The sequence below is a fragment of the Paraburkholderia sp. RL18-085-BIA-A genome (assembly GCF_046027075.1).
Classification (GTDB): Bacteria; Pseudomonadota; Gammaproteobacteria; order Burkholderiales; family Burkholderiaceae; genus Paraburkholderia.
The window spans coordinates 17351-35735 of sequence record NZ_JARESU010000087.1 but is presented as its reverse complement, the minus strand read 5'-3'; the positions used below and the strand labels follow the sequence as shown (position 1 = coordinate 35735).

Annotated in this window: 16 protein-coding genes and 6 pseudogenes; 10 read left to right on the top strand and 12 right to left on the bottom strand. The window is 59.7% G+C overall.

What is annotated here, in order from left to right; all coding sequences use genetic code 11:
- The first annotated feature begins 282 nt into the window (after positions 1-282).
- A complete protein-coding gene (locus P0D89_RS36450; RefSeq protein WP_408364955.1) occupies positions 283-603 on the top strand; it encodes a hypothetical protein in 321 nt (106 codons plus the stop codon).
- A gap of 457 nt (positions 604-1060) precedes the next feature.
- Positions 1061-1339: a hypothetical protein gene (locus tag P0D89_RS36445; RefSeq protein ID WP_408364957.1), complete on the top strand. Its 279-nt coding sequence runs from the start codon at positions 1061-1063 to the stop codon at positions 1337-1339.
- 1090 nt (positions 1340-2429) lie between these two features.
- Here the strand turns inward: P0D89_RS36445 and P0D89_RS36440 are convergent.
- From P0D89_RS36440 to P0D89_RS36400, 9 genes and pseudogenes are all read right to left on the bottom strand, one after another.
- Positions 2430-3053 (bottom strand): annotated as a pseudogene (locus tag P0D89_RS36440) (IS6 family transposase); the annotation flags it as partial.
- 305 nt (positions 3054-3358) lie between these two features.
- Entirely contained in the window at positions 3359-4036 is a 678-nt protein-coding gene (locus P0D89_RS36435; RefSeq protein ID WP_408364959.1) for a VOC family protein, read from the bottom strand.
- A 165-nt stretch (positions 4037-4201) separates the two neighbouring features.
- A complete protein-coding gene (locus P0D89_RS36430) occupies positions 4202-4519 on the bottom strand; it encodes a hypothetical protein (RefSeq protein WP_408364961.1) in 318 nt (105 codons plus the stop codon).
- Between the two features lie 320 nt (positions 4520-4839).
- Positions 4840-6492, bottom strand: a complete 1653-nt coding sequence (locus tag P0D89_RS36425; RefSeq protein WP_408364963.1) for a SulP family inorganic anion transporter — start codon at positions 6490-6492, stop codon at positions 4840-4842.
- A 743-nt stretch (positions 6493-7235) separates the two neighbouring features.
- On the bottom strand, positions 7236-7415 hold the full coding sequence (locus tag P0D89_RS36420; RefSeq protein ID WP_408364965.1) for a hypothetical protein: 180 nt from the start codon (positions 7413-7415) through the stop codon (positions 7236-7238).
- A gap of 336 nt (positions 7416-7751) precedes the next feature.
- Positions 7752-8321, bottom strand: a pseudogene (locus tag P0D89_RS36415) (IS6 family transposase); the annotation flags it as partial.
- A gap of 76 nt (positions 8322-8397) precedes the next feature.
- Positions 8398-8604: a hypothetical protein gene (locus P0D89_RS36410; RefSeq protein ID WP_408364967.1), complete on the bottom strand. Its 207-nt coding sequence runs from the start codon at positions 8602-8604 to the stop codon at positions 8398-8400.
- Between the two features lie 705 nt (positions 8605-9309).
- Positions 9310-9555 carry a hypothetical protein gene (locus P0D89_RS36405; RefSeq protein WP_408364969.1) on the bottom strand — a complete coding sequence of 82 codons (246 nt, stop codon included), beginning with the start codon at positions 9553-9555 and terminating at the stop codon, positions 9310-9312.
- A gap of 276 nt (positions 9556-9831) precedes the next feature.
- A complete protein-coding gene (locus P0D89_RS36400) occupies positions 9832-10068 on the bottom strand; it encodes a hypothetical protein (protein ID WP_408365003.1) in 237 nt (78 codons plus the stop codon).
- A gap of 901 nt (positions 10069-10969) precedes the next feature.
- On the opposite strand from P0D89_RS36400, the pseudogene P0D89_RS36395 reads away from it, so the two are divergent.
- The 8 genes and pseudogenes from P0D89_RS36395 to P0D89_RS36360 form a co-directional block, all read left to right on the top strand.
- Positions 10970-11301: pseudogene (locus tag P0D89_RS36395) on the top strand (hypothetical protein).
- 333 nt (positions 11302-11634) lie between these two features.
- Positions 11635-11844 (top strand): hypothetical protein, encoded by a 210-nt coding sequence (locus P0D89_RS36390; RefSeq protein ID WP_408364971.1) that lies wholly within the window; start codon positions 11635-11637, stop codon positions 11842-11844.
- Positions 11845-12011: 167 nt separating this feature from the next.
- Positions 12012-12266: a DUF2513 domain-containing protein gene (locus P0D89_RS36385; RefSeq protein WP_408364973.1), complete on the top strand. Its 255-nt coding sequence runs from the start codon at positions 12012-12014 to the stop codon at positions 12264-12266.
- Positions 12267-12748: 482 nt separating this feature from the next.
- On the top strand, positions 12749-13294 hold the full coding sequence (locus P0D89_RS36380) for a nitroreductase family protein (protein ID WP_408364975.1): 546 nt from the start codon (positions 12749-12751) through the stop codon (positions 13292-13294).
- Positions 13295-13319: 25 nt separating this feature from the next.
- On the top strand, positions 13320-13562 hold the full coding sequence (locus P0D89_RS36375; RefSeq protein ID WP_408364977.1) for a hypothetical protein: 243 nt from the start codon (positions 13320-13322) through the stop codon (positions 13560-13562).
- A 750-nt stretch (positions 13563-14312) separates the two neighbouring features.
- Positions 14313-14699: an Hsp20/alpha crystallin family protein gene (locus P0D89_RS36370; RefSeq protein WP_408364979.1), complete on the top strand. Its 387-nt coding sequence runs from the start codon at positions 14313-14315 to the stop codon at positions 14697-14699.
- A gap of 12 nt (positions 14700-14711) precedes the next feature.
- Positions 14712-15107 (top strand): Hsp20/alpha crystallin family protein, encoded by a 396-nt coding sequence (locus P0D89_RS36365; protein WP_408364981.1) that lies wholly within the window; start codon positions 14712-14714, stop codon positions 15105-15107.
- A 61-nt stretch (positions 15108-15168) separates the two neighbouring features.
- A pseudogene (locus P0D89_RS36360) lies at positions 15169-15722 on the top strand (TCP-1/cpn60 chaperonin family protein); the annotation flags it as partial.
- Positions 15723-15900: 178 nt separating this feature from the next.
- Here P0D89_RS36360 and P0D89_RS36355 read toward each other — a convergent pair.
- From P0D89_RS36355 to P0D89_RS36345, 3 genes and pseudogenes are all read right to left on the bottom strand, one after another.
- Entirely contained in the window at positions 15901-16143 is a 243-nt protein-coding gene (locus tag P0D89_RS36355; protein ID WP_408364983.1) for a DUF6429 family protein, read from the bottom strand.
- A pseudogene (locus P0D89_RS36350) lies at positions 16140-17229 on the bottom strand (IS630 family transposase). Before P0D89_RS36350 ends, P0D89_RS36355 begins: the two are co-directional and overlap by 4 nt.
- Positions 17230-17415: 186 nt before the next feature.
- Positions 17416-18334: pseudogene (locus P0D89_RS36345) on the bottom strand (IS5 family transposase).
- Positions 18335-18385: the final 51 nt, after the last annotated feature.

Here is an 18385-nt window from a genome sequence, read left to right as displayed (position 1 = left end):
TGAGCGACGGCACCTTGCTCGTGTTTGCCGCCTGGCTGTCACATTCGGTGTCAGTGAACACGAACGCCCGCTCGCGCATCAGCGTTAGGTTCAATGTCATGTTCACCGCTTACGACACGACCATGAGCCTGCCGCTATGGGGCCAGGACTAAGTGCCAGCCCGGCCCTGCAGATATTGGGCGGTGACGTTAATGGGTGACACTGCGCGCACCATGGCTCCGCTGAAAATGATTGGGCGTTCCCTCATGCTGGGACTTCTCCGAGACAATAGGAGTCGAGTTCATGGAAGATAAGCGCAGCTACGAGTACATGGGTTTCGAGATGACTTCCGGTGTCAGCGGGGACTCGACCAACGGGTTCTACGTCGCCATGCAATGGATCAGGGAGACCACGCAGGCAAACCGGATCAACGTGCCCATTGACGGCATCGCGGCAGGCCGCTTCCGCAGTCTGGAAAATGCATTCGATGCGTCGTTTGATCGTATGAGGACAGCAATTGACCGCCAGGTTAGTACGCACATCCTGATCCTGCGGCACATCTTCGATAGTCCGTCGCTTGACCGTCGGGCAGCGCATGCACTAACGCGCCACTGGAAAGAATAGGGCGTTCCTTCATGCCAGGATCCCTCGAGAATCAATGGGAGGACGGCAATGGCTGACGAGTCGTCCTCTGATCCCCAGCGTTCGCGCTGATGAGTGGTCTCGAGCACGACCGCCTTCGCGAAGGCGTGCAACTCGGGCATGTTGATGAGCGTCGACAGTGGCGCATTCTCACGCTGCAGCTTTCCGACCTGATCGAACAGGGCCAGGACCGTCGTAGGGTCGACAGCTGATATGTGGTCCACGTCAGCAGCGCCGCAAGCAACGTCGGCGTAGTCTCGGCGTACCATAGTCGCATGCAGTACGCCGCCGTCGGGGCCGCGCCCCGCAGTTTGGCGCTTTGCGCTATTGCTAGTCCACCATTTCAACGGACCCGGCGTCGCGCGTTCGGCAAGCTCACGCAGCTTGTTCGTGTCAATGTTCACGCTGCGCGTCCTGCTCAATGATGATGGAGATTGACATGGCCCACGCTGAGAATACGTACAACGGATTTCAGTACCTAGTTCGAACGCTTGCGAAACAGGGCGTCGGGGACGAGCAGTTGCAGATATTCGGATTCAACGGTTTCGTGCTTATCCCGCGCGAATTTGATGCAGAGCAACCCATGCAAATCCCCGTCCAATGCCTCGAGGAAGAGGGATATCGTCAAGAAGACTGGGCGTTGGATGCAGCGATCGACGAAGCGAAGGCGATCATCGACGGCAAGCGTCCGCTGAAAGACCCGAAAACTTTCCGATAAGGCTACCTGGTATTGTCAAGTTGTCGAACGGCACGCGCTCGAACACGCCGTCTGTAAGTATGCCTAATTTAAGCGGCGAGTCGCTCCCGCATCGGAGCGCCCGTCACGCTTTCCAACGCCTCGAAGGCCAGGGTGCGAAGCGCCCGCTTCTGTTTTGCGTCGGTGTGGTAACGGCAATGCATGAGTGCGACACGTGTCGCCGTCAGCCGCACGTTATGCGGCATGTAGTAGATGGCAAAGCTCTTTCTTGCCTTGTCACATTCAACCACTGGAATAGCGGAGGTTGAAGCGGTGACCTGCTGTACGACCAGCAGTTGCCTACCCGGACGTGCGCGATTGGTAACGATCGGGTTCGAAGCGCCGGGGACAAAGTACCCTTCAGGAGACGGTTCACCCTGGCGACAGGGAAGGAGCCGACACTGCCAGCAGCCGTGCGGTGTGGGGGCGAGGCAAGTTCCGCATGCGCAACGTAAGTGAACTGTCGATGGAATCCTCGTTAAGCCGAAAGAGCCTAAGCTGCTGTAAGGCTCTGACCAAAATGGTAGATGGCCGGTTGCTTCTCTTCATGCTGGAGGCACGTCGTCCTGGAGCCATCGGGGAATAGACAGGTGCTAAACGGATAGGCCCAGCAGTATTGGTGTCGGCAAGACTGGGAACGTGATAAGCCTGATTCTCCGCCTGCGTCTCAATGGATCGAAACGAGGCAGGTGCCCCGCGAGGGAAACTGTTGGAGGAGCAGGTATGAGAACGCGCAGCAAGCGAATGACGATCTGTAATGGTTCGTATAGGGGTTCGAGATTTGCCCCGACCTGAAAGGGTGCCCACTTGCGCGTGGTGCAGCTGTCGCAGGCCAACATCTGAGATTCAAACGAAGGGAAGCTTGTGAGTGACCGGTTGGGCTACGGTTCAGCGCCCTTCGCCTCAGTAATGAGGCGAATCAACAATGTGACGTTTGCGAAGGGCTTGCGGTGCAATGGCAAGACCGGCGTCAATACGGCGCTTAACGCTGTGCTCGAGCTGTATGCAGGGAAACTTGCACGTACAGTTCTTCGGGGGCTCCGCTGCCGTGAGGCAGTGGGGCTACCCACTACAGATTGCCCACCTGATCATGGACCCAAGCGAAACGTTGCAGGTGACGCGCTGATTTGAGGCGGCCCATCACCTTCTCGCGCACCCGTGTCGGCTGGTCCCGGTTGTTCAGCCCCTTGTGCTGGCGATGTTCGACGTTGAGTCCCAGATCCCGGTTCGCCGCCGCGTAGCTCCTGAGCTTGTCAGTGAAAAGTACACGCGGCGCGCGCCCACGTTTCTTGAGCAGCTTGCGCATCAGGCGCCGGGCCGCGTGCCGGTCGCGCCGGCTTTGCACCAACACGTCGAGCGCCGCGCCATGCTGGCCCACCGCACGCCACAGCCAGTGCTTCCTGCCATTGATCGTGACGACCACTTCATCGAGGTGCCACTTGTCGCCTCGCGCCAGCGCGGTGGACCGGATACGCCGGGCAATCCCCAGCCAGAACTTTACGGACCAGCGTCGCACTGTCTCGTAGGTCAGATCGATGCCACGGGCGGCCAGCAGTTCCTCGAACATGCGCAGGCTCAGCGGGAAACGGTAGTACAGCCACACCGCGTAGCTGATCACATCGGGCGGAAACCGGTAGCCGGCGTAGGAAATGGTGTGGGTGGCTGGCGCGCGCTGCGGCAAAGTTGTCCGTTTCATGTCCGCGAATGTCGCCGCTTCTCCCTCAACCCGCCAACAACGTGACGATACCTCGCCACCTGTGTTTCACAGGTTGTCTACGGCCAGTCTGCGTCTGGTCGTAGCAGGCGACCGCGCAAACTGGCCGTAGACAACGCGAAAGGAAATTTACTTCGCATAACAGAATTTTTATCTCGGACAGGGCTTGACTTTCAATGCCCCATAGAAGGGGTGTGCGTAGTATTGGCCGGTCCAAGACCTTTTCTCGCAATCGCGGCGAGGTTTCGACCACAGCGATAGCGACAGCGATCGTCAGAACCGCCAGCTCACAAGGGCAGGTCCTTGCCTCCCTGCTCACGAACCATGTACTCCGCATACCAGTCCGGCCAATTCTCATCGCGTTGGCCGCCGGTCCGCTTCTCGTGCTCGCCGTGCGCGGCCTCCGCCCGCCGGAGCGCCGCCGCGAGATCCGCTGACGAGGTGAAGGTCGTGGCGTCTGTGTCTACGCGACCGGGCGCTCGGTGGGTGAGTTCCTGGAACAGCCAGCCATTGCCGTCCGGATCGCTGAAAGAGGCGAACGAGCGGTAGCTGCGATGCTCGGGGTCCGGACCGCTAACCCGGATCCGCCCGAACAGATATGGCTCATCCGAGCCGGCGTACGCGCCAGCGGCGTCGTGGAACACTCCGCTGATCTCCACCCCACGTCCCAGCAGCTCCTTGCGAGCCGCCTCGACGTCGGAGACGATCAGGTACAGTCCCTGGGCGGAGCCGGGTGTGGCCGCGGTGACGTTCTTGCCGAAGATGACCGAGCACCCGGAACCGGGCGGCGTGAACTGGATTACGCGGAAGTGGCCATCATCGGAGGCGTAGTCGGCGTCAAGTCTCCACCCCACGCCGCCGTAAAAGCGCTTGGCGCGATCGACGTCCGAAACAGGGATGACGACGACCTCGAGCTTCATGTCCACGCCCCGCACGTCCGGGGTCTCGACTGCAGCGTTGCTCATGTGAACCTCCGAGTGCTTGGGCCGCAACGCGGCCTTTGGGATTGCCGACAACAACACTTGGCGAAGGGAACCGGATAGGAGACCATACTCGCCGCACCCGCGAGGAACTTATCGCAATCTCCCGCATGCGGCGTTACCACGAAGCAAGCCCCGGTGTTCGCGGCTCTATCGTTTGGGCCCTTTCATCCATTCCGACTCCATCGCCGCATTCCGCTCCTCGTCCGCCTCGATGGGGTCCATCGCTTCGTCGACCGACGCCGTTGCACGTTCGTCGGCTGCTTTCATTTCGTCTGCCACCGCGCCCAAATCGCCGTTGTCGTAACTTGGGGGCTGCAGCATATCCCTGAGCATCGCGCTCAGTTCCGGCGTGTCCCACGGCAGACCGTGCTGCGTACGGACCTTGATGTAGAGCCGTACTTCCGCGTCCTGCTCCGCCGTAAGCGGTAGCCCTCGGAACGTGCTTTGGGGGTCAGAGTTCGTCACGGCCGTCTCCTGTTTCCATCGCACTTTCAGTGTAGCCCCATTGCGATCAGGACAGTTCTGAGGTGCAGTTGGTCTGGCCAAGCGACCAACGCCCTGGAAGCGTCGGTGCTTATCATCCGCAGGTCGGCGGCCCACTCGAGCGGCGCAGTCTGCATCATCGGACGGGGTGCGGCCATCTACTGCCATTCGCCAACGCGCGCAGACGGACATTCAAACGGCGGCTCCGCCCAGACAACGGACCTTCGTGCGCGGCCCATGTTAGTTGCATCATCGGCCACCACAAGCGACATTCGTCCCCTCACCTGTCAAGTGTCCATGCGTCAAATCGACTGAGCGAGCGCGGCGGCGACCGCATCGTCGACGCTGTAATGAACGTACGGAGGGGTGAGACCAGGCATGCCTGCCACGGTCAACAACGCCAGCGCGGGCTCCTTCAGGCGCGCGAAGAACAACCTCTTGCCGCGTGCTGCAGCAAAGCGTTCGAATTCCATCAATGCCTCCACGCTGGTGCTATCCAGATCGGTGGACTCCTCCAGACTGATAACAATCGATTGCGTACTGTCGCCCGCATCGACGACCAACGTCCTCACATGCTGAAACATGACTTCGACGTTGCCAAAAAAGAGCGGTGCCTCCGGACGCAGGACGATCACGCCCGGGACTGGTCGCGCATCAGAATGCGCTGCGAGAACAAGGAAATCGTGTCCTTCGCCAAGGCGGCCGAGCGTGCTCACGTTCGGAACAGAGAGCCCTCGAAAAAGCATCAGCAGGCTGACCCCAATCGCAGCGAGCAACCCGTAGAGCACGCCTAGTACGAGCACCGCTAGCACCGCGGCGGCGACGAGGAAACGGTCGCGATGCAAGCGCAAATACGGTGTGAATACTGATGGGTTCAACGCGTGACTAAGCGCATGGCAAACGACGGCCGCGAGAACCGCGTTGGGCGTGAGTGCCACCAATGGCAGCAACGGGAGCATGATGATGGCCACCACTACGGCAGCGACCCAACCTGCGCAGCGCGACTGTGCACCAGCCGCTTCGTTAGTGGCACTTGCCGAATAGCCCGCGCCTACAGGCAGGCCATGAAAGAGCCCCGACAGCATATTTGCAGCCCCGAGCGCGAGCAACTCACGGTTCGGCGCCGTCAAGTCTCCATGCTTGAGTGCTAACGTGCGGATCGAGCTATACGATTCGGCGTAAAGGATCAGCGCCAGCGCAAAGGCGAATTCGCCAAGTTGTGCCCATTGGTGGGGATCAAGGCCGGGCAGGGAAGGCATTTGGCCTGACAGGTCGATTGTGCCGACCACCGACGCTCCATGGGCCTGAAGGCCGAACCAGCGACTGGCGACGATGCCTAGCGAGATGACGACGAACGCGCCCGGCACTTGGCGTGTGCGACCGAATGCGAATAGCAGGGCCAGCGCGACGAGCCCGGTCGCTAACTGCCAGACGTTCCACTGCGGGTAGCTACGGGCAAGTTCGATCAGGAAGCCGGCAGAATCGGTGTGCTTGAGACTCACGCCGAGAAAACTCGGGATCTGTCTTGCAATGATCACAATTGCTAGACCGAACGCGTAGCCTCGCAGCACGGGTTTGGCGATGAACTCAGAAGCGCTGCCCAAGCGTGCGAGCGACGCGCTCACGAAGATCAACCCGGTAATCAATACGAGCCCGGCGGCTAGCAGCATGCGCATCGGCAGGCTGTCACCGGCCATTCCCACTGCTACGGCTGCAAGGACGGCCGCCGACGAGGACGTGGCCGACACAATCGCAAAGCGGCTGTTGCCCAGCAGGCCGTAGGCGACGAGTCCCGCGAGCAGCGCGATAACGCCCGTCTGAGGTGGTAAGTTCGCAATGGTTGAATACGCGATCGCCTCAGGAACGAGCAGGCCAGCGACAGACAGCCCGGCGCGCAGGTCGGGCAAATGGCCCGCGAGAACGCGCTCGGACGCCTTGCACGGATACTTTTTCATCCCCTTCCGGTCGTCTTGCATCAGCTATGCACGATAACGGCACCTCGTTGGTTCGAAGGAACTGGCGAAGTACCACTGCTCTTCGCTGGCGCTTCCGAATACGAGGATGAACCGGAACATGGCTGTGCCGCCATTGGACAATTCCCCGACGGACTGAGCGTGCGCGTGTCCCGCATGTGGCATGCCGTTGCAGTTCGCGATCGTTCATCCTCTATCCGGCGGGCTCCGTCTCGTTTCGAATGAAATCTATGCATGCTTGCCTTCGATAGCCCCGACTAGCGCAGATACCCATGCAGATCTGGTGTCAGCACCGCTGCCGACACCCGGAACCTCTCAAAGGGCGCAATATGCCACGACTCATTGCTTTGTTTCAGATCGTCGGTAACGCGTTCCTCGCAGGCTGGAACACTGTAGCTGGAGCCGGCGAGGACATATGGAAAGCGGCCAGGCCATCCATAACTCGGCCGCGGAAGCCACATAGCCGATGCTAGCGCCACGTGCGAACTGTCCGACATCGTGCCACACCATCGCACAGCTGCCCCTCTCTGCCCGTTTGGTCTATGGAATACGCAACTGCCGGACCAACGGCAGGCCGTCGCTGTTTAGTGAAGTCCACGAAGGCACGTTTCGCCAACCCACGACAGTCGGCAAGGGTCCGCAGAGCGCTCTGCGGGCCGATGGCAGGGAGCCGACGCGGGGCGGTCGCCCGCCAGCGGCCGGATGCTCAGTCCGACCGTCTAACGCTACTTCGTTGGATGCTTGGCGGACACGTTTGCTATCGCCTCAATTGCGGCGAGGCGGGAGTCCATTACTTCCGCGTGCAGCTTAATGGCCCTGATCACGAATTGAACGTCCTCGCTTTGGCTCTTGGATGCGAGATCGTCGAACTCCGCCCACAGTTTCTTCAAGGCTTCGGCGCTCATGGCTACTCCTTACGGGGGTGATTGACGGTGCAGCAAGGTGATTGTGCTCCTCTTCGGAGTAGCCTAGTTGAGGGGGAGGCGCTAGTCGCCTCGCCCGGAGCTTAGCCGCAGTCGAAGTTACAAACAAAAGCTTGATGTCCCTGCCCAGTGGATCGCAATTGGTATATCTCGCTGCGACGCCATCCCGTCCAACTTTCATATTGACCGGCTTGCCGCGCCATTGTCGGGTAGAGCGGAGGGCATTGTCAAATTGACGGAGACAGACTGGGTTTGGTGCAGACGTATCGTTATACTTATTAATTAGAGTTGGCCGCCCCTTCTGCCACCGTCCAGCGTTGGATCGCGAAAGCCTCGCATCTGACGTTCGCGCCCGCGCGTGGGCTGGTGACTGTTCTCGGCACGGTTGTTCACCCGCGCGGCCGCTTTGATGAACACGTGCTTCACGCATGCGAGTTCCGGGATCTCTGCCTTTGCGGCCGGGTAGCTGCGCAACTGGTCGGTGACGATCTTGCGCGGCACGGGAACTGAACGTAACACCCGTATGAAAAAGCGCTTTGCCGCTGCCTTGTCGCGGCGCTTCTGCAGCAGCACGTCCAGTTCGGTACCGTGTTCACCCACGGCGCGCCATAGCACGTACGGTTCGCCGCGCAGGTTCACAAACATCTCATCCAGGTGCCATGTCGAGCCCGACTTGCCCCGTGCCGCTTTCGCCAGACGGGCGAATGGCGCGCCGGGCCGGTCGCATTCGCGGCGCACTGATTCGTACGTGACCGTCACGCCGCGCTCATGCAGCAACGACTCGATGTCACGCCGGCTCAGCTTGAACCGATAGTACCAGCGTACCGCGCAGCTGATGATCCCCGCCGGAAAGCGGTAGCCATGATAGAGAGATTTCGTCCTCTTCATCTCGCGATCTTACCCGGCCGCCTCTCCAACGTGACAGAACCCTCCGCCCGCATCGTCTCAGATCGACGAGGCCACATCACTCCTTCCCCCCGCCGTTGATCCCGCTTCCACTTCGCCATACCTGCTTGCCCCGCTCGGAGAGCTCGCCGCAACTATGCTCCGCGTCGGCCTCCGTGCCTTCTATCGCCATCTCGCCGCCAGCTTGTTCCTGCGCCTTCTGTTTCTGCTTGTGTCGCACTGCCACGGTTTCATCGTGCGACCTGCCTGCGTAGTTCAGGGTCATTTTGTCGACTCCTCCAGGAAAACAGTCTTTGCAACGTGGCAATCTGCCCAGCGCGTGTCATTTACGGGGCTTCGATCCGAATTGCTTGCGTAGCCTGTCCAATGCGTGGTGTTCATCGAGCCAATGGATCTCCCGCTTGCGGTGGAGGCTGTGCCTATACCGCTGCAGCGACGCACCAAACATCAGCGTCATCCCGCTCAGGATGCCCCACATTGCGTACGTCATATCAGCCTTTTCAATCTGTTCTTCCTTTACATCGGGCGACAGACTGCGAGATAGAGAAATAGCACTCGCGCGCCCCAGCGCTTCCAAAAATCACGTTGAGTCACTCAGTGCTTATGGCGCAGCCAGTCGCGAATCGGATGCGTGTCTAGCCAACGGGTAACCGGCTCGTCCTTGTGTTCTCGTCTGTACCGTGCCGCTGCGAATATCGCGACGCATAGCAGCACCACGACCCCGACTACTAAACTGATCATTGATTGACTCATGGCGGCCTCCTTTGAGGTCAGAACCATGTTTATATTTTAGGTAACCAGAGAAATAGCAGCGCACATTCTCGTTCGCCGAACCTTGTTTCGCACGCTCCTTTTGCCGCAGTTGGAGGCCGTAGTCCGGAAGCGCCGCACGATCGGGGATTTAGAATAAAAATTATTAGGTATCCATGAAATAGAAAACCGGTGCTTCGCTGCCCCCAATTCCGCAATCTCAAGGCAGATCAGCCTTGTGCCTCGCGCTCAACGGCCGTCCCGATTGCATAGCGGCACCCGCTACTCCTGGCCACTTCCTTGTGCTTTTCGCCCATTTCTTCGGCGTTAGGTACTGAATCTGCTCAACGTCTGCCGCCTTGTTTTCCGGTCCGACAGGCATGCCGTCATCGGTCGCAGTCGCCGCTGATTCTCTTTGTTTCTTACGTTCTGCCAGATCCTCTGCATTCACCAGGTCATCAGTCATTCTGTTCTCCCGCTATGAGACAGATCGGTCCGCCAATCGGCGATAACCGCGGCCTCTACAGTAGAGACAAGGCGACACATCGCACGTTCGGATTTAAGTTGTAACGCCCGTCGCGACGCGACGGGTGTCATGTACCTGCGAGAACCCGCGCGGAAGCTGGGGAGCAGGAGGATTCCATCCCAAATCGATTCTCCAGTTCATACACTGCAGACAGTGTGATGAATGTGGAGCGTGCCGGGCCCTCATTGCAACGTTCAACGTACCGGGAGTTTTGGTCTATTCCTCTGGGCCAAGGATTACATCGATAGCGGCCTTGCCGGCGATCTCCGCAACGAAATAGGCCCGGCGACGGGAAAACGGGCCGCCCCGGATTTTGAGGCGCTCACCGAGCGCTGCTATGCCAGGAGGCTTGATGGGTCCTTCGATACGAAACCAGACGTCGAACATGTCCTCCGATGCGGACAGCAAATCAACGTGAATTTCGAATCCGCGATATTCGACTGTTCGTCGCATGAAGACCTCCGGTTCCGGTACCGCCGCAAGACGGCCCAATCAATAGGTCGGCCTCTTTTTCTTCTGCCGTCGCCTTCAGGCGCGCGTTGCCCGCATCTTTTGCGGCGTCCGCTGTCGCGAAATTCTCCTCGCAACAATCGATCTCCTGAGTTCGCCGGAGGTAAAGTCCCGGTGGGTAACCACCCAAACATAGCTGACCGCCTGCCCGGCAGTTTGAACCGCCGCCTGCAGTTTCCCGGTACGCTCGGATCCCATAATGACCTCCCGGCGGAGATGCGTTTGGAGAATCTGGCAGGCAAGAGTGTCCGCTCCTTTTCGGCGGCGCCATGATGTCGGTCATTCTCGAGGTCGGCGGGACGACCGCGCTTACACAAGGGCGAATCGTACGTTGTGCCTGAATGCCTGGTAGCGGGAGCTGATTGGAAAGTTGAGCGCCATGCTCTCATTCAGGTCCGATCCGGTCGCTCCCGGGAACAACCAGCGTAAAGCTTTTGCGCGCGTGCTCAATGGCAAACTGCCCGGACTGTTTTGTCGTAGCTCCTGCCATCCTTTATGACCGATCGCAATTTGCATTGGTTTCGCGCGCGACCGTGAGGGGCCGAGGCCGCCTGCAGGTGCCACGAAGGATGCAAAGCCATGTTCGGAGTACGTCCCTTCTGCGTAACGCGGTTATGCTCAACCATGTCATCGCGTGACGTCGTCGCGCCCGGGTATCGTTTGCGCGACGCCGCCAGCCGGGCCGCAATCAGCGGCGATTGTTCAAAGCGCCCCGGGCGTAAATCTGGGCCGATGGTAACGTCCGCTCGCTGGGCGAATTGATGCGAATGGACGGATCAGTCGATGCGTAGTCCGATAGTTGAGGCCCTTTGACCACAACAGGGCTACACTCAAAGTGAGACAAATCCCGGAGCAGTATTATGGGCGACGCTGCCCCCAAAGCACCTTTCGCGGTCTTCCCTTGAGTCCGGAACAGAACGCTGAAGTCAGGCACCACATAAAGAGGAAAAAGCAGCAGGGCGCGCCGTGGGAGACCACGGGGTTGGGGGCCACGCTTCGAGACATGCTGGAGCCTCCGGGCAACGACGACGGAGGACCCGGCGCCGCCGTCGAAGAACCGAAAGCGCCACAGAACGCGCGGCAGCTTCCATTGACGAGACCATGGAACCGATTGAGGCCTGCAAAGAGCGGCATGCTGCGATGGAAACCGAGGGTATGTGGGAACCCAGGCGGTGATTCCCGGATGGCGCACGCGACTGGTGTCGAGAATCACCCAGCGCATTCGGATCGTGGCACGAGCCTAATAGGGCCGCCACCTCACACCCTGAAGGCGAGTCGGTGGTCCATGAACCTTGATCGGCTGGTTTTTTCGTGAACGGATCGATTGGCGTGAGGGATGAATCGGCGGTTGCGCGTTGACATTGTATTCGGATTGCTGATCGACGATCCAGCCGCGGAAGCGCAATCCCACGTTCACGGACAGGTACGCAAGTGCAGGCGGGAGCCCGTCCAGGCCGCAAGCACCCAGACCCCGCCAGATGCTGACGCGGGACACTTGATGGAGGACATATGAGCATCACCCGGAGATTCATTTCGGAAGACAACGAAACACAGTCTATTGATGTACCCTTTTTCGTGCCGCGGACAGAGCCGATCTCAAGGTCGGAGCCAAAGCTAGCCGGGGATGCGTTCCTGTCACTGCGTGAAGCCGCTCGCGACGAGCACGAAAAGACAATCAAACATACGATGCCGGACGACCCGCACGGGGATTTCGCCTGAAGAACGTCGATCGTGGACCCACACCGGTCGCGTTGTGCCGCGCCTCCCACGGAACTGCGCGAAAGCGCAAAGAGGTGTGACCACGCCGCACCCGGGATGCTTGCGCGGGCGTTGTACCCCCTTGGCGCCATCTCGATGAGTTACGCCATCCACGACAGGAGGAGATCGTGAAACGCGATATGAATCTGGCACTCGCGATATTGAAGACCCTCGAGGAAAACAAGTCCTCGCATCTTAGCGAATTTGACATTGAAGCGGCGCTCAAGAACGCGTTCGACGTTTCAAACCGAGGCGTGGGGTATCAGTTGAACCTGCTGGCGGACGCAAATCTGGTGCGCTCAATGGGCAGCGACTGGCGGCTAACCTGGGATGGCCACGAGTTTTTGAAGTCGGCGGCCCCGAATAACTTCGAAGACACCTAAAGCGCGACTAGAACGCTGGAAACGCCTCTTGGTTTTCGTGTAAACAACCGAGTGCCAGGCGCCACACTGGTGGCGCCGAAGGCAATAGCAGCTGGCCGAAGCGCACCTGGTTCTGTGAAGTGATGACGACCACGCAGCAACGTCGGACCATCTGGTTTTGTACCGGCGCAGTGACGGCTATTCCTGGTCCGACGGGAGCATCCGCCGCTTAAAGCGTGAGTTTCTTGAATATCACGAACGCAGCAAGCACGGCGTCAACTGCTGCGCTCCCAGCCCGGGGGACCCGGCAGGACAACCCCGCCGGATCCGTTCCGGGTGTTCCACGCCATACCGCGCATTGGCCTGCCGTTAGCTGCGGACACACTGGCGACGCGCTACAACGAGCTGCACTGCGCCGCCCTGCCGCCCAAGCACAGATTCGATCTTTCCAAATCTGGCAATCTTGTTCGAACTCTCGCTTGGCCTGTCGGCGTGGAAATCCTATGGCGCCCAGCGGTGGGCGCTGCGCTGCAACCGCTCCGAGCGGCAATCTGCACCGGACCGAGGGCTATCTTCTGTATCCGGCCCTGCCTGTCTTGTCCGGTGCGGTCTACCACTATCTGAGTCAGGACTATTTCCTTGGACATCGCGCTGCAGTGGTGGATGCCCGAGGGGCCGAGGCATTCCCGGACTGTGAGTGGTGTTCTGGTCGGCATAAGCTCGATCCACTGGCGCGAGGCGTGGAAATACAGCATACCCGGCGCTACTGCCAGCACCATTGCGGCCATGTGATCGCCGCGCTGAGTTACGCAGCGGCAGCGCTCGGCTGGAGAACGCGACTGGTTGAGGCGGCTGCGGACGATGCAATGGCCAACAGTTGCGTGGTCGATGCGCGCCGCCCGCCTGCGCCAGAAATGGAAGGAAACGGATTCAGGGAATTGAATCGGCAAACTACACACGGCGGGTGTCACAAAGGAAGCACCTCCGAATTACGCGCCGCAAAACTGCCGGCATCGGCATCGTTTCCCGATTTACGCCTATCCGAATGACCCCTGTGAATACATCGAAGGCGAGATGCGGGCACACCGCTTTATGCAGGGCATCGCGCTTTGCCGGCAGGATTGGCTTCCGGTGTTCGATCATGCTCAGAGCCAGCAATGGCTGCGCCCATTGTCATTGCTCGGTGTGGATGCAACTGAACATCACCCTATCCGGGAGCCGGTCCAGCAGATCGATACCACGGCGAAAGTACGGCATATGTCGGGATCTGCGTTCCTCGCGCTCGCTGCCGCGCACGAAATGGCAAACGGTAACTGATGATAGTCCGCCCAATCGACGAGTCGTCGTCGGTTGCGGCCCGCTTTTACAACTATTTTCTGAACGTAGTCGCGTTTCCCGAGTCAAACTTGCAATACGGCGAATAGCCGCGCGGCGGTGCGGTCATCTTTGCAGTACTACCGGGTTCGTAACGAACCGACATCAATCCGGGAACAACCGCGTCGAGGCCAGGCAGCGATCCAACGGCGCGCACAGCAAGTTGAGCATGGCAAGCGCAAGCAAGCCGAAGCTCAAAATGACGGCGCCGAGCATAAATTTTAAACGCCCAATGCGCCTCAAACCACGGGAGCGCGTCTGATAAGCGTCAGTCGCGAGACTGCTGAAGAGCAGTCAGCAGAAGCCGGCCAAGCGCCGGCTTTTTTTGTCTGGAGGCGTGCGAGAAAAATGGCCGGAACCGAAGCGGAGCGGGCAGACCCGCTTGTTCCTGATCCTGGAATTGAGTGCAAGGCGCTTTGCCCGCCTCAGCTCCGTTGTGGCGAGCGCGTTCAACAATCCGATCTCTTGTATTTTTTTTGCCCACTCCCGTCTATAAATTATATAGGCCGGCCACACCCCTTCCCGCCCAACGTGAGGTTCGAGTGACTGCCCTTGGTCGCCTTCCGGCGAAGTTGCCGAGGGCCGCACTCGCCTGCCAGGTGATAGATGAAAGGAGATCCAGTCATGAAGGGTTCATTCACGAGATTTTCTTCCGACGTATTTCCGGACTTCGAGCGGCTCCTCCAGGAGCAGATGGACGCCGTCGTTCGAAACTTTGGCGTGGCGTCCGGCATCCGTGCCGGCGCTCGGGGTACATTTCCCCCAATCAACATGGGGAGTACGGTGGACGCCATCGAAGTGGTCGCATTTCTAGCAGGCGTCGACCCGCAGGCGCTGCAGGTGTCCATCGACAAGGGCCTGCTTATCCTAAGCGGCGAAAGGCCGGCCGCCGTTGCGGACGCCGCCGAGCGCAAAATCGTCTACGCGGACGAACGGTTTTCCGGCAAGTTTCGCCGCGTCCTCAGCCTGCCTGACGATGCGGACCCGGCTCGCGTCGAGGCAAAATATGCGGACGGTTGTCTGCGCGTCACCGTGATGAAGCGCGAGTCGTCAAAGCCTCGCCTGATTCAGGTCCAGTAAAAGGAGACTGCCATGAGCGAAGAAACCCAGGTTGCCACGCGTGAACCGCAAAACGTGTCGGCCAGGAGCACGGCCGCGGCGTTGATCCCGCCCGTAGACATCGTCGAAGATGAGACGGGAATTACCATCATCGCCGACCTGCCGGGCGCCTCGAAGGACCGCCTCGCAATCAAGATGGAAGGTGAACACCTGCTGATTGAAGCAGAGGCTGCCGTCGCGGTGCCGGAAGGTCTGCAACTGCTTCACGCCGAAATTGGTGAGCCGCGCTACCGCCGAGCCTTTAGATTGAGTCGCGAACTGGATGGCTCGAAGATCGAAGCAAGCTTGAAAGACGGCGTTCTGACGCTACGCATTCCACGCATCGAACAGGCGCAGCCGCGACGCATCGAGGTGCAGGTAGCGCAATAACGACGAGCAGTACCGCGGGCGGCTTCACACCGCCCCTTGTAACTTGTAGGGGAGTCTGCCCATGGCAGCCAAGAATGTCATTTACGGTGACGCAGCCCGCACCGAGCTCGTTGAAGGCGTGAACATTCTTGCCAACGCGGTGAAGGTGACGCTGGGGCCAAAGGGCGCAACGTTGTACTCGAGCGCAGCTACGGTAGCCCGACCGTCACGAAAGACGGTGTGTCGGTCGCGAAGGAAATCGAACTGAACGACAGGCTGCAGAACATCGGCGCACAGCTGCTCAAGGAAGTCGCGTCGAGAACGAGCGACGAGGCTGGCGATGGCACCACCAACGCTACCATTCTCGCGCAAGCGATTGTCCGAGAAGGGTTGAAGTATGTGGTCGCCGGGCGGAATCCGCTCGACCTGAAGCGCGGCATCGACAAGGCCGTGGTCGCCGCGGTCGAGGAGCTGAAGAAGATCAGTCGGCCGACCACCACCAGCAAGGAGATCGCGCAGGTGGGGACGATCTCGGCAAACGGTGATGCGTCCATCGGCGACCGCATTGCCGAGGCGATGGACAAGGTCGGCAAGGAAGGCGTCATCACGGTTGAGGACGGCAAAACGCTTGCCGATCTGGCACCATGCCAGGCCATCGTCGGCGTGAGTTGAGGAGGCCGCGTCCAGACATCCGAGCCGGTACAAGCGATTAGTCGCGTCTCCAGGAACATGACGATCGGGCACCTGATCGTGGCTTGAGGCGCCGTCTTCGTGAAGGTTCAATTCTAGTGTCCTGAGTTAGCAGTTCGTTGAATCAATTCCCGGTTCTTTCCGGAAAGACGAAGTGCTGATTAAAAAGCCGCTCGGACTCGCGCAGCCCTTCCTCAGTGAAGATCACGGACTTCGTTTTGTTGACTGGGTCTTCGATGAAACCGCGTTCATGGAGTCGGTTCAGCACGTCCCAGTCGAAGCCCTTCCATGCGCGGTATCGGTCATGCAGTGTCAGATACAGAAGGGCCAGGGCGACTTCATCAATTGCATCGGTGTTGATATTCATGGTGCTCCTGCCGCAGCCTTCCGGACCCGCACGCAAAACCGTTCGAGGTTGGCCAGGATCTCATCAGCCGACTTGCTCCAGACAAACGGTTGGGGATTAGCGTTATAGACGTCCAGGTAATGACGAATCGCGTCTTCGAGTTGACGTGTCGACCGATGCGTACCGCGTCGAAGGTATTTTTCAGTGAGCGCAGCGAACCATCGTTCGACCTGGTTAAGCCACGACGCCGAGGTGGGCGTGAAATGAACATGGAAGCGGGGATAACGAGCGAACCAGGCTTTGATCGCGGGCGTTTTGTGCGTGCCATGGTTGTCCATCACCAGATGCACATCCAGGTAAGACGGCACGCTGGCTTCGATGGTGCGCAGAAAACGCAAGAATTCGCTGCTGCGATGGCGCCGATGTACCTCGCCGATCACTTCCCCAGTAGCGATGTCCAGCGCTGCGAACAGGGTGGTCGTGCCGTGGCGCATGTAATCGTGGGTGCGTCGCTCAGCGATGCCGGGTGCCAACGGCAGCATGGGTTGCGTGCGATCGAGCGCCTGAATCTGGCTCTTCTCGTCCACGCACAGCACCATGGCCTTGAGCGGCGGACCCAGGTAAAGCCCGACGATATCTCGCACCTTGTCGACGAACATCGGATCGCTGGAGAGCTTGAACGTTTCCTGCCGATGCGGCTGCAAACCAAAAGCACGCCAGATCCGCGTAACCGCGGTCTGTGACAGTTTCATCTCGCGTGCCATCGTGCGCGTGCTTCCAGTGCGTCGCGCCAACGGGAACGGACTCGAGCGTCTTCGCGATGGCCGCATCGACCCGCGCGTCATCAATCGTCCTCGGCGCGCCGGGTCGTGACGCATCGAGCAGTCCGTCCAGGCGATGGATCACGAACCGTGCCCGCCACTTCGAAACCGTTTGCTGCGTGACCCGCTGTTTCGCCGCGACTGTCTTGTTGTCCATGCCATCGGCACAGGCCAACACGATGCGCGCCCGTAATGCCAGGGCCTGCGCGGTCTTGCGTTGCATCGTCAGCGCTTGCAGGTCTTCGCGCTCCGATGCGCTCAGCACGAGCGCGCCTACACAGAACACTTTAGTACGTGATTGGCATCATTCAATGAATTTTTAACTCATGACACTAGGCCTACGCTGAAGAAGCCATCGTTTTCGCCGACAGCTTGATGCTGAATTTCGGAACGCGAGATCAGCGACGCGAATGGTTCGATTTTCTGCCCCTGAAGGGCCTTGCAAGCGGGTCTCTCGACCCACTTTGGCTGCTTATGAACGCACCTGTGCCATCAGCCGCGTGCGGCTCATGTAGATGTTGGCCAACGCGAGTGCAGTAAAGGCGCGCGTGACGTTCTTCGCGAGGCCGCGATAACGCACCTTGCCGAAGCCCCACAGCCGCTTGAGCACCGCAAAGACGTGTTCGACCCGGGCACGAATCTTCGACTTGTTGCGGTTTTTCGAGCGCCTGGTTTCATCGCCTTCACCACTGCGATTGCGCACACGCTGGTTGGTGAAGTCCTTCGCTTTCGGCGCCTTGCTGGCGATGAGTTCCTTCTGGCTCGCATAGGCAGCACGTTCGCCGCCGTCACTACCGCGCTGTGTGTGCCAGACCCGTCTGGCTATCCACACCGATGTGCAACTTCATCCCGAAGTACCGCTGCTGCCCCTTCCTCGTCTGATGCATTTCGGGGTCTCGCGCCTTGTCCGCGTTCTTCGTGGAACTGGGTGCACCGATGATGGTGGCATCCACGATGGTGCCGGTGCCAACCTTCAGGCCACGCCCTTGCAGTACCTCGCCGACCCTGGCGAACAATTGCTCGCCAAGCTTGTTGCGCTCCAGCAGCCGCCGGAACTTCAAGAGCGTCGTACCATCAGGAACGCGCTCGCGCCCCAGGTCAACCCCGACGAATCGCCGCAATGCGGTGCTATCCAGCAGCGCTTCCTCGCAGGCTTCGTCGGCCAGGTTGAACCAGCGCTGCACAAAGTGCATGCGCAGCATGCGCTCCAGACCCACTGGCGGGCGACCGCCTTGACCCTTCGGATAGTACGGCTCGACAACCTCGCACAGTTGCGCCCACGGCACGATCTGCTCCATCGTCTCAAGGAACACATCGCGTTTGGTTGGCCGACGGTACTGTTCAAATCCTGCGCCTTGATCGGCCGCCATCGCAAGGGTCTGTTGTTTCATGCACATCTAACGATTGAACGCCCAATGCCGTTGACCTTTTTCAGCGTAGCC

What these genes read in the sequence shown, in the direction of transcription:
- P0D89_RS36390 (WP_408364971.1), top strand. Translation starts at nt 11,635, where the DNA reads ATGAGCATCACCCGGAGATTCATTTCGGAAGACAACGAAACACAGTCT.
- P0D89_RS36380 (WP_408364975.1), top strand. Translation starts at nt 12,749, where the DNA reads ATGGCGCCCAGCGGTGGGCGCTGCGCTGCAACCGCTCCGAGCGGCAAT.
- P0D89_RS36420 (WP_408364965.1), bottom strand. Translation starts at nt 7,415, where the DNA reads ATGAGCGCCGAAGCCTTGAAGAAACTGTGGGCGGAGTTCGACGATCTC.
- P0D89_RS36445 (WP_408364957.1), top strand. Translation starts at nt 1,061, where the DNA reads ATGGCCCACGCTGAGAATACGTACAACGGATTTCAGTACCTAGTTCGA.
- P0D89_RS36450 (WP_408364955.1), top strand. Translation starts at nt 283, where the DNA reads ATGGAAGATAAGCGCAGCTACGAGTACATGGGTTTCGAGATGACTTCC.
- P0D89_RS36355 (WP_408364983.1), bottom strand. Translation starts at nt 16,143, where the DNA reads ATGAATATCAACACCGATGCAATTGATGAAGTCGCCCTGGCCCTTCTG.
- P0D89_RS36405 (WP_408364969.1), bottom strand. Translation starts at nt 9,555, where the DNA reads ATGACTGATGACCTGGTGAATGCAGAGGATCTGGCAGAACGTAAGAAA.
- P0D89_RS36400 (WP_408365003.1), bottom strand. Translation starts at nt 10,068, where the DNA reads ATGCGACGAACAGTCGAATATCGCGGATTCGAAATTCACGTTGATTTG.
- P0D89_RS36435 (WP_408364959.1), bottom strand. Translation starts at nt 4,036, where the DNA reads ATGAGCAACGCTGCAGTCGAGACCCCGGACGTGCGGGGCGTGGACATG.
- P0D89_RS36370 (WP_408364979.1), top strand. Translation starts at nt 14,313, where the DNA reads ATGGACGCCGTCGTTCGAAACTTTGGCGTGGCGTCCGGCATCCGTGCC.
- P0D89_RS36375 (WP_408364977.1), top strand. Translation starts at nt 13,320, where the DNA reads ATGCGGGCACACCGCTTTATGCAGGGCATCGCGCTTTGCCGGCAGGAT.
- P0D89_RS36425 (WP_408364963.1), bottom strand. Translation starts at nt 6,492, where the DNA reads ATGAAAAAGTATCCGTGCAAGGCGTCCGAGCGCGTTCTCGCGGGCCAT.
- P0D89_RS36365 (WP_408364981.1), top strand. Translation starts at nt 14,712, where the DNA reads ATGAGCGAAGAAACCCAGGTTGCCACGCGTGAACCGCAAAACGTGTCG.
- P0D89_RS36410 (WP_408364967.1), bottom strand. Translation starts at nt 8,604, where the DNA reads ATGACCCTGAACTACGCAGGCAGGTCGCACGATGAAACCGTGGCAGTG.